Origin of the sequence: Streptosporangium sp. NPDC006930 (assembly GCF_040635605.1) — a bacterium.
In the GTDB taxonomy this organism is placed as follows: domain Bacteria; phylum Actinomycetota; class Actinomycetes; order Streptosporangiales; family Streptosporangiaceae; genus Streptosporangium.
The window spans coordinates 52,581-65,522 of the sequence record NZ_JBEYID010000007.1 but is presented as its reverse complement, the minus strand read 5'-3'; the positions used below and the strand labels follow the sequence as shown (position 1 = coordinate 65,522).

Sequence of the window (12,942 nt, the reverse complement as noted above, 5' to 3'; positions counted from 1 at the left end):
GTACGGCCAGGGACAGGTGATCTCCGTTCCCGCAGTCCTGTTTTTCGAATTCCCGATTCCCTGTCTTTCCGTGGTCAATCATGTACTATCCGTGACTGAAGCTTGGTCTGCATCGTACGCCGGGGGTTGATGACGATGTCCAGGGACGGTTACCACATCATGATCGACTGCCGGAAGCACAGCGAGCTGCTGCGGGCCAAGGGCTTCAGCTTCGATCAGATCGCGGACATCTTCACGCTCCATCACGACGTCAGCCCGCTGAAGCTGCACCGGTACGCGAACGGACTCACCGGTGCGCAAGCCGTGGCCGCCTACAACGACCTGGACCCGGCCGGTACGGCGGCGATGCGCGTACCCAGGCTCTACGTCTTCGAAGGGTGGCCCGACTCGGAGCGGCGTCCCAACGCCAGAGCACTGGCGATCTTCGCGCAGATCTACCACACCACCGCCCGACGTCTGGTCACCGATGAGACGTACGCCTCCTACAACCCGAACGACCGCGATCTCATCGACCGTACGGATCACCGGCACCTCGATTCCCAGGGGTCTCGCCACGCCCCGAGCGCGAGGGCCACTCGTGCCAGCATGGAGCCAGAAGCGGTGCGTGCGAGCGGTACGGTTCCCGCTGTCCTGACGCGTAAGGACTGCGCCGCCCTGCTTCGTGCCCTCAGAGCCGAGGAGGTCGACGTGAGACGACGGGATCTGCTGTTCGAGCTCGCCCTGGCGATGGGCGGCGCCCCCGCCGTCGCCCTGCTGCGCCATCTCTCCCCACCGGAGAAGGACCGGCTGGTGGCGGTAGTGCGCACCTCCGGTCGCGTGGACGCCGGGACCGTCGAGGTGATCGAGAAGCTGACCGCCCGGTGTCGCCGCCTGGACGACGACTTCGGCCCCGAGGTCGTGCTTCCCGTGGTCGACGCCCAGCGCGAGCTGGTCGCAGGTCTACTGCACGGTGAAACCCTGCTCCCCGCGCTGCGCGACCGCCTCACCCACGCCTACGCCCAGCTCAGCCAGCTCGCCGGGTACGTCCATCATGATGTGCTGGACTACGAGGGAGCGCGACGGAGCTATCAGGATGCGCTCACCGCCGCTCATCAGATCGCGGACGCTCGCCTGATCGCCTACCTGCACATCCTGCTGAGCCGCATGGCGGCCTACCAGGGGCGAATGGGAGAGGCCCTTGATCACTCCTACGCCGCCCAGGGGTGGGCTCGGCGAGGCCCCAGTAATCTGGTGCGCTCCGTGCAGGCCATGGAACTCTCCCGCGTCCTGGCGCGGAGCGGCAGCATCGGGGAGAGCGAGCGTGCGCTGGCGCACTCGGTCAGGTTCGCCGAAGAGCCCCGCGATGAGACGGATCCCGCCTATCTGTACTGGTGGACGGCCAGCCAGGTGCAAAGCTGCGCCTCGGACTGCCTGCTTGCCTGGGGACATCTGAACGAAGCGATCACTTCGGCCGAAAAGGTGCTGGCGCTGCGAACGACCCCCCAGTTCCTACGCGGTCAAACGCTCCTGCAATGCGCGGAGGCACTCACCCAGAAACGGGAGATCCCAGCCGCCGTCGACAAAATTCGTAGTGCTGCTCACCTCACCGGCTCGCACAGCTCCGGTCGGCTCGCCGACTCCGTACGGCAGGCGCGTACCCGGCTCCAGCCGTGGGCGGGCAACAAGCACGTCCGTCATCTCGACGAGGAACTTCGCTCCCTGGGCATCGTTTCCCAGGTCAAGGTATGAATCGAGCGGATCGCCGTCGTTTCGTCCTCGAAGTATCGGACCGGGCGGCTAACGTGATCTCGCTGCGGAGCTCGCGTTGATCACCCGGATCGAGGCTTACAACTACCGCCGCCTCCCCGCGCTCAGTGTCGACCTGGGCCGCTGCCACGTCTACTCCGATGGGGTCACGTCCGGAGCCTCCAACCAACTCGGGGTGACCCAGACCATCCCGCAGGCGCGGGGCCGACACTTGCTGACCTGCGGTTCTAAGCGGGGAAGGGGGCGAAAATCTTTAGTTGGTCAGCGGGTTGATGCTTCATCGTCGAGAGGCTCGCCCTCTGAAGTGATCTGGGCGTTGACATTGTAACGAAGCCGAACGAGGTGACAGGTATCCGTAGAGCCCTCGCCTGTAAGTTAAATTTCCTATCATTTGGGAAAATTAAGCACAAAAGACTCTCGGATCTTTAGCCGGCCTGCTGTGCTCGGTTTGCGGGGTTGACTGGAGTGTCCGGCATTGTTTCTGTGTGAGCCGATATGGGGGTGCTCCTGGGCTCTCGGCAGGAGTCATACGGGAGATCGTGACTGACACGCTCTCGTGATCTTCCCCTCCGGTCCCGTCCGGTGACGGTATGGGAGATCATGGGTGTCCCTCCGTCCGGATATCGTGCCAAGTGGTCTCATGACAAACGGGTCGGAAGCGGGGGAGCCCTCGTCGGCCGGGCCGGCCGCCACGCACCGGAGGTTGATCTTGCAGGGAGCACTCGGCGACATCGTCGTCCTCGATCTCTCTCGCGCGCTCGCGGGTCCGCACGCCGCGCAGATGCTCGGTGACCTGGGTGCCCGGGTGATCAAGGTGGAGCATCCCGTGGGGGGTGACGAGTCGCGGGGGTGGGGGCCGCCGTTCGTAGGCCCTGATCACGATATTTCCACGTATTTTCTGGCGGCCAACCGCAACAAACAGTCGATCGCCGTCGACCTCAAGTCCGCCGAGGGGAAATCGCTGATCGAGCGGCTGGTGCGCCAGAGCGACGTGCTGGTGGAGAACTTCCGCACCGGGGTTCTGGACCGGCTGGGTTTCTCCGTCGAGCGGCTGCACGAGCTCAACCCCCGTCTCGTCATCCTGTCGATCACCGGGTTCGGCCATGACGGGCCGGAGGGCGGCAGGCCCGGCTATGACCAGATCGCGCAGGGGGAGGCGGGGCTGATGAGCCTGACCGGGCCGTCGCCCCAGGAGCCGTACCGGGTGGGCGCCTCGATCGCGGATCTGCTCGGGGGCATCCACGGTGCGTACGGGGTGGTCGCCGCACTGTACGAGCGGGAGCGGACCGGGCGGGGCAAGGTCGTGCGGACCTCGCTGCTGGCCGCGGTGACCGGGGTGCACTCCTACCACGGCACGGCGTGGACGGTCGGCGGGCAGGTGCCCGGGGCGGGCGGTAACCACCACGCCTCCATCGCCCCGTACGGCGCCTTCCGCTGTGCCGACGGCATGATCCAGATCGCGGCGGCGAACGACGTGCAGTGGCGCAAGGTCGCCGCCTTGCTGGACATAGACCCATATGTCGCGAAATATGCGATTAATAGGGAAAGATTTGCGCATCGGGATGAGCTGATCGCCGACATGGAGCAGGCGCTCACCAAGCATGACAGGGGGCACTGGCTGGCCGCGCTCGCCGAGGCCGGGGTGCCCGCGGGGGCCATCAGGTCCATCGACGAGGTCTACGCCTGGGACCAGACCCGCTCCCAGGGACTGGTCATCGAGGTGGACCACCCCGTGCTCGGCACCATCGAGCTGCCGGGACCGCCGCTGCGCTTCGACGGCGAGGCTCCCGCGCGCCACACCGCCCCACCGGCCCTCGGCGAGCACGGCGACGAGGTCCTCGCCTGGCTGGAGGAGCGCGAGCGATGACAGGCACCCTCCCGGCCCACGCCCGCGTGCCGTCTCCCGGAGCGTGGTCATGACCCCGGTACGGCCCGACGCGCGGACGCTGATCGACACCTTCCTCGACCCGGGGACGTGGCGGTCATGGGACGAGCCGCCCGCCGATCCCGCCGCGCCCGGTTCCGGGTACGCCGAGGAACTCGCCGCGGCCCGGGCCAAGACGGGGTACGACGAGTCGGTGATCTCCGGTGAGGGCCTGCTCGAGGGGCGGCGGGTGGCGATCGTCGCGTGTGAGTTCTCCTTCATGGCCGGTTCGATCGGGGTGGCCGCCGCCGAGCGGCTCACCGCCGCGGTCGAGCGCGCCACCGCGGAGGGGCTCCCGCTGCTGGCCGCCCCGGCCTCGGGCGGGACCCGCATGCAGGAGGGCGCGGTGGCCTTCGTCCAGATGGTGAAGATCACCGCTGCCGTGGCCGCGCACCGCGCGGCGGGGTTGCCGTACGTCGTCTACCTGCGCCATCCCACCACCGGCGGCGTCTTCGCCTCCTGGGGGTCGCTCGGGCACGTCACCGCCGCCGAGCCGGGCGCGCTGATCGGCTTTCTGGGGCCGAGGGTGTTCGAGTCGCTGCACGGCTATCCGTTCCCCGAGGGCGTCCAGGTCTCGGAGAACCTCTTCGCCCACGGCCTGGTCGACGCCGTGGTGTCGGCACAGGACGCCCGGGGGATCGCCGTACGGGCGCTCGCCGTGCTGTGCGCTCCTCGCGGGGGCCTGGATCCGGGGGAGGAACCCGACGGGCGGATTCCCGCGATCCAGGCGTGGGACGCGATCAGCCGTTCCCGCCGTGACGACCGCCCCGGGGTGCGGGCGCTGCTCAAGCTCGGTGCCTCCGACGTCACCCCGCTGCACGGTACCGGTGCGGGCGAGAACGATCCCGGGCTGATCCTCGCCCTGGCGAGGTTCGGCGAGGCTCCCGCGGTCGTGCTCGGCCAGGACCGCCGGCACCAGCGGATCGACGCCCCGCTCGGTCCGGCCGGGCTGCGGGTCGCGAGGCGGGGCATGCATCTCGCCTCCGAGCTGGGTCTGCCGCTGGTCACCGTGATCGACACCGCCGGTGCCGCGCTGTCGAAGGCGGCCGAGGAGGGCGGCCTCGCCGCGGAGATCGCCCGTTCCTTGGCCGATCTGGTGATGCTCGACGCCCCGACCGTCTGCCTGCTGCTGGGGGAGGGGGCGGGCGGTGCCGCCCTGGCGCTGCTGCCCGCCGACCGGGTGCTCTGCGCCCAGCACGGCTGGTTGTCGCCGCTGTCTCCCGAGGGGGCCTCGGCGCTTCTTTACCGGAGCGTCGACTTCGCGCCGGAGATCGCCGCGGCGCAGGGTGTGAGATCCACCGACCTGCGCGGGAACGGGCTCGTCGACCGGATCATCCCGGAGTTTCCCGACGCCGCCTACGAGCCGGAGGCGTTCTGCGTCCGGGTCGCGCGCACCCTGGAGCACGAGATCGCGGGGCTGCTGAGCCAGGCCCCCGCCGACCGCCTCGCCGCCAGGCTGGCCCGTTACCGGCGGCTCGGCACCGGCTGAGAAAGGCACCGGCCGAGCGGGACACCCGCCGAAGCGGGCCTCGGTTGAGAGGGATGCCTCCAAGGAGGCGTCGCGGGCTACGGCTCGGCACTCTCCGCGGCGAGGGGGACGGCCAGGCGCTCGATCCTGATGGAGAAGACCTCGTCGCGGGGGACGACGACCTCGTACGCCCCGTGGTCGACCATCCAGTAACCCAGCGCCTCGGCCTTCATCCCGCTGTGCCCGGTGTAGGCGATGTGCAGGCTCTCCTCGCCGTTGTCCTCGGAGACGTCGAGGACCAGGCACGGCTCCCCGCCGAACGCGCCGACCGTGCGGACCAGCACCAGCCAGTCGAGGTCCTCGCGGGCGACGACGAGCCGCCAGTAGCCGGAGGCCGCCTCGAAGCCCTTCTGGGCCTCCTCGTTGAACAGCACCACCTCGGAGGCGCCGGGACCGAGGGCCGCGGCGTACGTACGGCCCAGGTAGCGGGCGGCGAAGCCCGAGGCCACCGGCTCGATCTCGGCGCTCATGAGGCGGGCCGCCAGCTCAGGCCGTCGTAGAGGCCGAAGAGGCGCTCCTCGCCGGGGACCACGTGGATGATCTCGGCTCCCGAGGGGATCGGCATGGGTGTGGTGTGGAACTGCGGCACGACGTGCTCCCGCGAGGTGGTGAAGCCGTTTCCCGCGAAGGGCGGTGAATCGTTCCAGTCACCGCCCATGTGCGGTCCGTACGGCACGATGTAGGCGTCCATGTCGCGGGCGAACCAGCGCATCAGGTAGATCTCCGGGACCGTCGCGGTCAGCTCCGAGCCCTCGAACCCCAGGTCGAGGCCGACGAAGAGCTGCGCGGGGGTGGTCAGCCGCGCGCAGTCCTGAACCCGGTACACATATCCGGAGATCACGGTGCGTCTGCCGGCCAGATAGGGCACGAGCAGTCGAGGCGGTATGACCTTCTGCATCTGCGTTCTACGCCCAGGTGGCTCACTCACGATCGGCATTTTACGATCTGCCGAGAGGGAGTCGCCGGTGTTCCAGGCACGGTACGGCATTCCGGGTGGCAATCGTGATCTGCGAGTCGATTTCACACGTCTGCACGGCCGGCGTGGGTCCCATATCGGTGCGTATCACTCCCATTGGATCGACCAGCAGGCTCCGCCCGATCCCGAATCCGTCGCGGGCCTCAGGGTTCGGCGCCTGGCCCACGGCGGCGACCCAGGTGGTGTTCTCGATCGCGCGGGCCCTGACGAGGGTGGTCCAGTGTTCTTCCTTCATCGGCCCCGACCCCCACGCGGCGATCACCGCGAACACCTCGGCTCCCAGGTCGACGAGGGCACGGGTGAGCTCGGGGAAGCGGATGTCGTAGCAGGTGACCAGGCCCACCCGGAGCCCGGCCAGCTCGACCACGACCGGCGTGTCGCCCGGCGCGACCAGTTCGGACTCGCGGGCGCCGAAGGAGTCGAACAGGTGGATCTTCCGGTAGGCCGCCTCGATCGAGCCGGAGGGGCCGATGGCGACCGCGGTGTTGTACACCCGGCCCTCGACGGGCTCGAACACCCCCGCGATCACGGAAAGTCCGTGCTCCCGCGCCGCCGCGGCCAGTCCGGTGACGAACGGCCCGTCCAGCGGCTGGGCGAGGTCGGTGACGCGCCTGCCGTACCGGGTGAGGGTGGCCTCCGGGAAGATCGCCAGCTCGGCGCCGCCCGCGGCGGCCTCGGCGAGGGCGTCGAGGGCGCGGCTCAGATTGGCGGAGGGATCTTCGGCCACCGGGATCTGGCAGAGGGCTATGCGCGTCACGGGTGTGACCCTATCCGTCTGTTCGGCACTCGTTCCATCCATGTGAGGCTTCGCCACGCCCATTCCAGCGGACCGTACCTGAACCTGCCCAGCCACACGCGGCTAAACAGCACCTGAAGCACCAGAACGGCGGCGGAGAGCGCCACACCGGCGAGCCGGGTGGTGTCCGCGACGAGCAGCGGCACGAAGAGCAGGATGATCGGGGTGCTCATGAGGTAGTTCGTGAGCGCCATCCGGCCGAGCGGGGCCAGAAGCGCCAGCAGGAGGTCACGCAGCCGGGTCCGCAGCAGGAGCAGCAGCCCGGTGCAGTAGGCCGTGGCGGCGGCGAGCCCGGCGGCCGGGTAGACGGACGCGTGGAACAGGGCGGGATCCTTGGCGATGACCACCCAGAGCCAGGTGAGCGTCACGCCCAGCACCGTGCTCGCGACGAACGCGGGGAACAGCAGCCATTCGGGCGGCGGGTGCTCCATCAGGGCCATGCCCAGCACGAACAGGCCGGGGACGAGGATGATCCCGCCGCCCTGGTACACCGCCCACGCGGTGAGGGCGACGCCCAGCACCACCACGGCGGGCTGCGGGAAGAACGAGGCGGGCAGCAGGACCACCGCCCCGAAGATCGCGTACGGCAGGAGCACCTCGCCGTGGTTGAAGACCTGGTGGATCGCGCCGAGTGCCGCGAGCACCGCCAGCCTGCGCAGCAGCACGGCCCAGGGGTGTGCGGTCCGTCGGGCCGCCGACCTCAGGAAGAGGACGAAGCTCAGCCCGAACAGGAAGGAGAAGATCGGATAGAACCTGCTCTGCAGCAGGTTGTCGATCGCCCAGTCGACCGCGTTGCGATCGGACTCCCTCAGGTGCTCACGCGTGTGCTGCCAGGTGTTGACCACCATGATCCCGCACACCGCGAAGCCGCGAAGCGCGTCGAGCTCGTGGAGCCGGGTCGGTCCGCTCGGTCCTGTCGGTTCCGCCGGTCCGGTCGGTCGGGTCATTCGGGTCACAGCAAATAGACGTACCACCCCATAATCGCCTACGCATAGACGACCCCATTCATAAGCCCTCCGAGGTTTCCGGTCCGGCTCAGCCGCCGGCCAGTGCCTTTCTCAGCTTGAGAGCGAGACCGGTCGTGAACGTCTTCGCGTCCTCGCACCCCTTGCGCCCGAGCGACCAGCAATCGAGCAGCTCGTGGACCTCGGTGCGGAAGACCCGGCTGAACTCGCTGTAGTACGGGGAGGGCGGGCGGAGCCTGGCCTGGGTCAGCGCGCGCAGCAGCGTGTCGGGCCGCACGCTCTCGGACTCCGGTTCCGCGCTTGAGGAACCGGAGGAGGGAGAGCGAGGGCTGGGCGGGGCCGCCGGGACCGGGCCGTCGCAACCGGCCCCCGCCTCCGTGTAGAGGGCCGAGACCCTGGCCGGGGCGAACCCGCCGCACCGGTAGAGCAGTCCGGCCGCCTCCTCGCCGGTCAACGCCGCCACCAGTCGCTGCGCGAGGTCGCGCCGGGGCGTGTGCCTGGAGACGGCGAGGTACTGGCCGCCGAGCACCCCCTGCCAGGGCAGCGGCGCCGCGCGGAAGGCGATTCCGCCCGACTTCCGTTCCCCGGAGAGCACCTCGTGGGCGTAGGGCCAGTGCCTCAGGAACAGCGCGTGCCTCTTACGGAAGGCGGTCAGCGACTCCGCCTCCGTGCTGCCGAGGGTCTCCCCGGAGATCACGCCGGCCTTCACCGTCTCGATGAGCCGTCCGACGGCCTCCACGCCCTCCTTCCGGGCGATCGCCACCTGGCCGTCCGCGTCGACCACCTCCCCGCCGTTGGCCCAGATCGCCTCCAGGGCGTTGACCGTGAGCCCCTCGTAGGAGGCGAACTGCCCGGAGAGGCCGAGGGCGGTGGGGTCCGGCCCGGCGCGGCGCGCCTTCGCGAGATCGGTCATGTCCCGCCAGCTCGCCGGTAACCGCAGGTCGTCACGGTAGTAGAGCAGTCCCACGTCGGTGTTGAACGGCACCGCGTACTGGATGCCGTTCCAGGCGCCGGCGGACCAGATCTGGGAGAGGAAGTCGTTGGTCCCGCCGTGCGCGGTGGTGTCGATCGGGCGCAGGTAGCCCTCCTCGGCGAACTCGGGAATCCACTGGATGTCGAGGTTGTACACGTCGTAGTGCCCGGCCTTCGACTGGGCGGCCGAGATCATCGCGCTGCGCTGCTCGTCCGCGACCGAGGAGATCGCCACGAAGCACGCCCGGGGTCTGCCCTTGACGCCGTTCCAGACGGCTTCGAGCGCACGCTCGCGGGCGCCTCCCGAGACGTCGGCGCCACTGGCGATGCGCAGGACGCAGTCCTGCCTGGGCGGTCCCGGGGGAGGGGTGGGCGCGGTGCTCGCCGCCAGGGAGGGAAGGCAGACGAGCAGCAGGAGGAGAAGGATCACTCCGCGGCCGGTCGGCTCCGCCGCGGCCGGTGTTCCCTGCCCGGCCCTCCCACCTGAGGAAGCCGATGTGGCCCGCCCGCCCGTTCCACCTGGCGAAGCCGGTGTGCTCTGTCCGCCTGTCCCACCTGACGAGAACGGCGACGACGGCGGAGGCGGCGTGGGACGGCTCATCCGGTGGCCGCCCGGAGTTCGGTGAACGCGTCGTCCAGCTTCTGGTCGGGGTCGGTGCTCGCGTCGTAGCAGGACATCAGGCCCTCGTCCCCGAGCACGGGCAGCGGGGAGGTGTCGCAGCCGTGCAGGTCGAAGGAGAGCATCATCAGCCGCACACCGTCGTGGCCCCTGATGTCCTCGCCGGTCAGCCCCTTCGGGTTCCCTCCGTCGGTGAGCACGAGCACGACCTTCCGCTCTCCCGGGTCGCCCGTCCTCTCCAACCGGTCGAGCGCCTTTTCGATGATCGGACGCATCGGGGGGTCGGGGCGCGAACCGTCTCGGTAGGCGTTCTGGACCGCGGTGAGCCTGCCGGTGAGGGCGTTTCCCTCGTCGCCGACGGGTGCGGGGGGAACGGCGTGGCCGTCGTCGGGGAAGAACGTCATGATTCCCGTGGTCCGCTCACCGCGCTTGGACGTGACGGCGACCTGGGCCACCTGGATCGCCGCCTCCAGCCGTGACCTGCCGTCGTTCACCTTGTTGCGCGCCATCGAGCCGGAGACGTCCACCACGACGAGGACGTGGTCCGCGAGGGGGGTCGTCAGCTTGTACAGCAGCCTGGAGATGTCGGGCTTCCAGTTGGCCGCCACCGGTGCGTCGCTCCTCAGCCGGTGTGCCTTCACCGGCAGCCTCTGGACGTCCAGGCGGCCCTCGGCGTCACGGAATCCGTAGCGGGGGAGGGTCTCCCGCAGGAAGTCGCAGAACTCCTCGACCGTCTGCTCGACGGCCGGGGGCCGCCTCAGGTCGGGCCACCGCTTGGAGACGCAGGCGTACCGCATGGCGTGGCCGCCCTTCGGGTAGACGATGACAGGTCGCGGCGGTTTCTTCCCGGCGCTTCGCGGCACGGAGACGGAGCCCGGCGACGGTCGCCCGTCTCCCGCGCCGGAAAGGGCGCAGCCGCCCGGTACGGAGAGCGCGGGGGCGGTGCCCGACAGCGCGACGTCGAGCTCGTGGAACTGCTGCTCGGTCATGACCATCGCGGAGGTGTCGAGGGAGTTCGCGTACCGGCACATCACGTCGCGGACGGTGTCGCCCGGCCGTACCTTCCTCGACAGCCCTTCCGAGGGGCCGGGAGCGGCGGCCGTGGCCATCAGGCCGACGTTGGAGGCGAGCGGGTGGGTGCGCACGACCTGCTGCCGGGCGCCCGGCCTGCTCCGCAGCAGGTCGGCCCAGTCGCGGTCTCCGGGCTTCCTGTTCGCCTCGGTGAGCTCCTCCGCGAGCCTCTCCGGTGCGGCGATGACCAGCGGCGAGGTCGCGACGACCGTCCGCTCGCCGAACGTCGGCACGCCGTCCGTGTTCCTGTCCACGTAGTCGATCTCCTGGAGGGAGTCGGCGATCCACCCGTCGGGCCGGGCGCCGGGGGGTTTCCTCGCCGTCCGCCCGGCGGCCGGCCCGACGGCCGGTTGGACGGGGAACGTCCAGTCGCCCAGCCGGTCCCGCGCCTCGCCGGCGCGCAGCCCGCTGACGTTGATGTTGACCTGTCGGCAGCCCCACCAGTCGATCTTCCCGGCCATGAACTCCCCGGCCGCCCGCTGGATGACCGGGGAGGTCTCGGCGGACGCCAGGAGCGTGATCTCGTCGGGGACCCGGCAGGTGACCCACGGCTCCTCCTTGGGAACGACCGCGAGGGCGACGAGGACGGTGACCAGGACTCCGGTGGAGAGGAGCCACCAGACGTCCCGGCGCACCCACCGGGAGAACATCGCGAGAACGCCGTACGACCGCTCAGGAATGACGCGGCGCAACCAGGCGGTGCTTTTCAGCAGGTGACCGGGGAAGATGGTCAGTGTCGTCAGCGCGAGAATCCCGAGGACCAGGGCGACTTTCGAGGCCGTGGAAATGGAGAGGGCGAGAAGCACGAGAAGTGTCTGGATGAGGGCGTTGGAGAAACCCGTCACCATCTGCCAGGCGCGGTTCGCCGATCCGGCGGTGTCCGAAGAAGGCGGGGTCTTCGAAGACTTCTCGCTGTTCACCATCTGTCAGCTGTCTCCGCCAGCGGTTTTCCGATACTTCGCGTTCACCCTACGTCGGATCATCACCACGGAGAGAGGCTTTCTGTGATCTACGGGATAGAGCTAATCACCGGGGCGTTTACGGTCGACCGCATTTGAGGACAGGGGGAGATCGGGTGACGCTCTCTCGGTGGCGGCGGAGGCCATGAGGTGGTGGGGAGGCACGGGACTACGCTGGAGCGCGTGAACGATCCTCTGGTGGCGCGGATGCGCGAGTTCGGTACGACCATCTTCGCCGAAATGTCGGCGCTCGCCCTGCGTACCGGTTCGATCAACCTCGGGCAGGGCTTTCCCGACACCGACGGGCCCGCCGCGATGCTGGAGCGGGCGGTGTCGGCGATCCGGGAGGGCCTCAACCAGTACCCGCCGGGCCCGGGGGTGCCCGAGCTGCGCCAGGCCGTCTCCGAGCACCGCAAGGACCACTACGGGCTCGACTACGACCCCGACGGCGAGATCCTCGTCACCGTCGGAGCCACCGAGGCCGTCGCCGCGACGATCCTCGCGCTGTGCGAGCCCGGCGACGAGGTGATCGCCTTCGAGCCGTACTACGACTCCTATGCCGCCGCCGTCGCCCTCGCCGGGGCCGTGCTCCGCCCGGTCACCCTGCGCCCGGTCGACGGCCGCTTCACCTTCGACCCCGCCGAGTTGCGCGCGGCGGCCGGGCCGCGCACCCGGGTCGTCCTGGTCAACTCCCCGCACAACCCCACCGGCACCGTCTTCACCCGCGCCGAGCTGGACGAGATCGCCCGGCTGTGCCTGGAGCGCGACCTGGTGGCGGTCGCCGACGAGGTCTACGAGCACCTCACCTTCGACGGGGTCGAGCACGTGCCGATCGCCACCCTGCCGGGCATGCGCGAGCGCACCGTGATGATCTCCTCGGCGGGCAAGACCTTCTCGGTCACCGGCTGGAAGACGGGCTGGATCTGCGCGCCGCCCGAGTTCGTCAGGGCCGCGCAGACCGTCAAGCAGTTCCTCACCTACACCGCCGCCGCGCCCTGGCAGTTCGCCGTCGCCCACGGTCTGCGTCATGAGTCGGCCTGGGTCTCCGCCCTGCGGGCGGACCTGGAGTCCAAGCGCGACCGCCTGATGGCGGGGCTGTCGGCGGCGGGATTCGAGGTCTACCGCCCCGCGGGCACCTACTTCGTGCAGACCGACATCCGTCCCCTGGGTTTCACCGACGGCCTCGCCCTCACCCGCGAGCTGCCGTCCCTGGCGGGCGTGGTCGCCATCCCGACCCAGGTCTTCTACAACCGCCCCGAGCGCGGGAGCCACTTCGTCCGCTTCGCCTTCTGCAAGCGGGACGAGGTCATCGACGAGGCGGTGGGCCGCCTGGCCGGGCTCGGTGCGGCGGGCGCGGCGCGAGGTGGTGGAGGGGGATGATTCGCC

Annotated in this window: 10 protein-coding genes; 4 read left to right on the top strand and 6 right to left on the bottom strand. The window is 69.7% G+C overall.

All coding sequences use genetic code 11. The annotated features are described in order from the left end of the window. Positions 1-129 precede the first annotated feature (129 nt). From ABZ664_RS14525 to ABZ664_RS14515, 3 genes are all read left to right on the top strand, one after another. On the top strand, positions 130-1,728 hold the full coding sequence (locus ABZ664_RS14525) for a hypothetical protein (RefSeq protein ID WP_362508466.1): 1,599 nt from the start codon (positions 130-132) through the stop codon (positions 1,726-1,728). Positions 1,729-2,455: 727 nt separating this feature from the next. Then, positions 2,456-3,613, top strand: coding sequence for a CoA transferase (locus ABZ664_RS14520; protein ID WP_362508463.1), 1,158 nt, complete (start codon positions 2,456-2,458; stop codon positions 3,611-3,613). Positions 3,614-3,662: 49 nt separating this feature from the next. Further along, on the top strand, positions 3,663-5,159 hold the full coding sequence (locus ABZ664_RS14515; protein ID WP_362508460.1) for a carboxyl transferase domain-containing protein: 1,497 nt from the start codon (positions 3,663-3,665) through the stop codon (positions 5,157-5,159). A gap of 77 nt (positions 5,160-5,236) precedes the next feature. Here ABZ664_RS14515 and ABZ664_RS14510 read toward each other — a convergent pair whose 3' ends face one another. The 6 genes from ABZ664_RS14510 to ABZ664_RS14485 form a co-directional block, all read right to left on the bottom strand. Next, positions 5,237-5,668, bottom strand: coding sequence for a hypothetical protein (locus ABZ664_RS14510; RefSeq protein WP_362508457.1), 432 nt, complete (start codon positions 5,666-5,668; stop codon positions 5,237-5,239). Further along, entirely contained in the window at positions 5,665-6,126 is a 462-nt protein-coding gene (locus ABZ664_RS14505; protein WP_362508454.1) for a hypothetical protein, read from the bottom strand. Before ABZ664_RS14505 ends, ABZ664_RS14510 begins: the two co-directional genes overlap by 4 nt. Positions 6,127-6,136: 10 nt before the next feature. Further along, positions 6,137-6,931 (bottom strand): carbon-nitrogen hydrolase family protein, encoded by a 795-nt coding sequence (locus tag ABZ664_RS14500; protein ID WP_362508452.1) that lies wholly within the window; start codon positions 6,929-6,931, stop codon positions 6,137-6,139. Then, entirely contained in the window at positions 6,928-7,917 is a 990-nt protein-coding gene (locus ABZ664_RS14495) for a DUF418 domain-containing protein (protein ID WP_362508449.1), read from the bottom strand. Before ABZ664_RS14495 ends, ABZ664_RS14500 begins: the two co-directional genes overlap by 4 nt. Before the next feature lie 88 nt (positions 7,918-8,005). Next, positions 8,006-9,337 (bottom strand): extracellular solute-binding protein, encoded by a 1,332-nt coding sequence (locus ABZ664_RS14490; protein WP_362508446.1) that lies wholly within the window; start codon positions 9,335-9,337, stop codon positions 8,006-8,008. A gap of 167 nt (positions 9,338-9,504) precedes the next feature. After that, positions 9,505-11,520, bottom strand: coding sequence for a VWA domain-containing protein (locus ABZ664_RS14485; RefSeq protein ID WP_362508443.1), 2,016 nt, complete (start codon positions 11,518-11,520; stop codon positions 9,505-9,507). Positions 11,521-11,739: 219 nt separating this feature from the next. Between ABZ664_RS14485 and ABZ664_RS14480 the strand changes: the two genes are divergently transcribed. After that, a complete protein-coding gene (locus tag ABZ664_RS14480) occupies positions 11,740-12,936 on the top strand; it encodes a pyridoxal phosphate-dependent aminotransferase (protein WP_362508440.1) in 1,197 nt (398 codons plus the stop codon). Positions 12,937-12,942: the final 6 nt, after the last annotated feature.

Excerpts from the sequence above, each read along its gene's own strand:
- ABZ664_RS14525 (WP_362508466.1), top strand. The coding sequence starts at position 130 with ATGACGATGTCCAGGGACGGTTACCACATCATGATCGACTGCCGGAAG.
- ABZ664_RS14515 (WP_362508460.1), top strand. The coding sequence starts at position 3,663 with ATGACCCCGGTACGGCCCGACGCGCGGACGCTGATCGACACCTTCCTC.
- ABZ664_RS14510 (WP_362508457.1), bottom strand. The coding sequence starts at position 5,668 with ATGAGCGCCGAGATCGAGCCGGTGGCCTCGGGCTTCGCCGCCCGCTAC.
- ABZ664_RS14495 (WP_362508449.1), bottom strand. The coding sequence starts at position 7,917 with ATGACCCGACCGACCGGACCGGCGGAACCGACAGGACCGAGCGGACCG.
- ABZ664_RS14485 (WP_362508443.1), bottom strand. The coding sequence starts at position 11,520 with ATGGTGAACAGCGAGAAGTCTTCGAAGACCCCGCCTTCTTCGGACACC.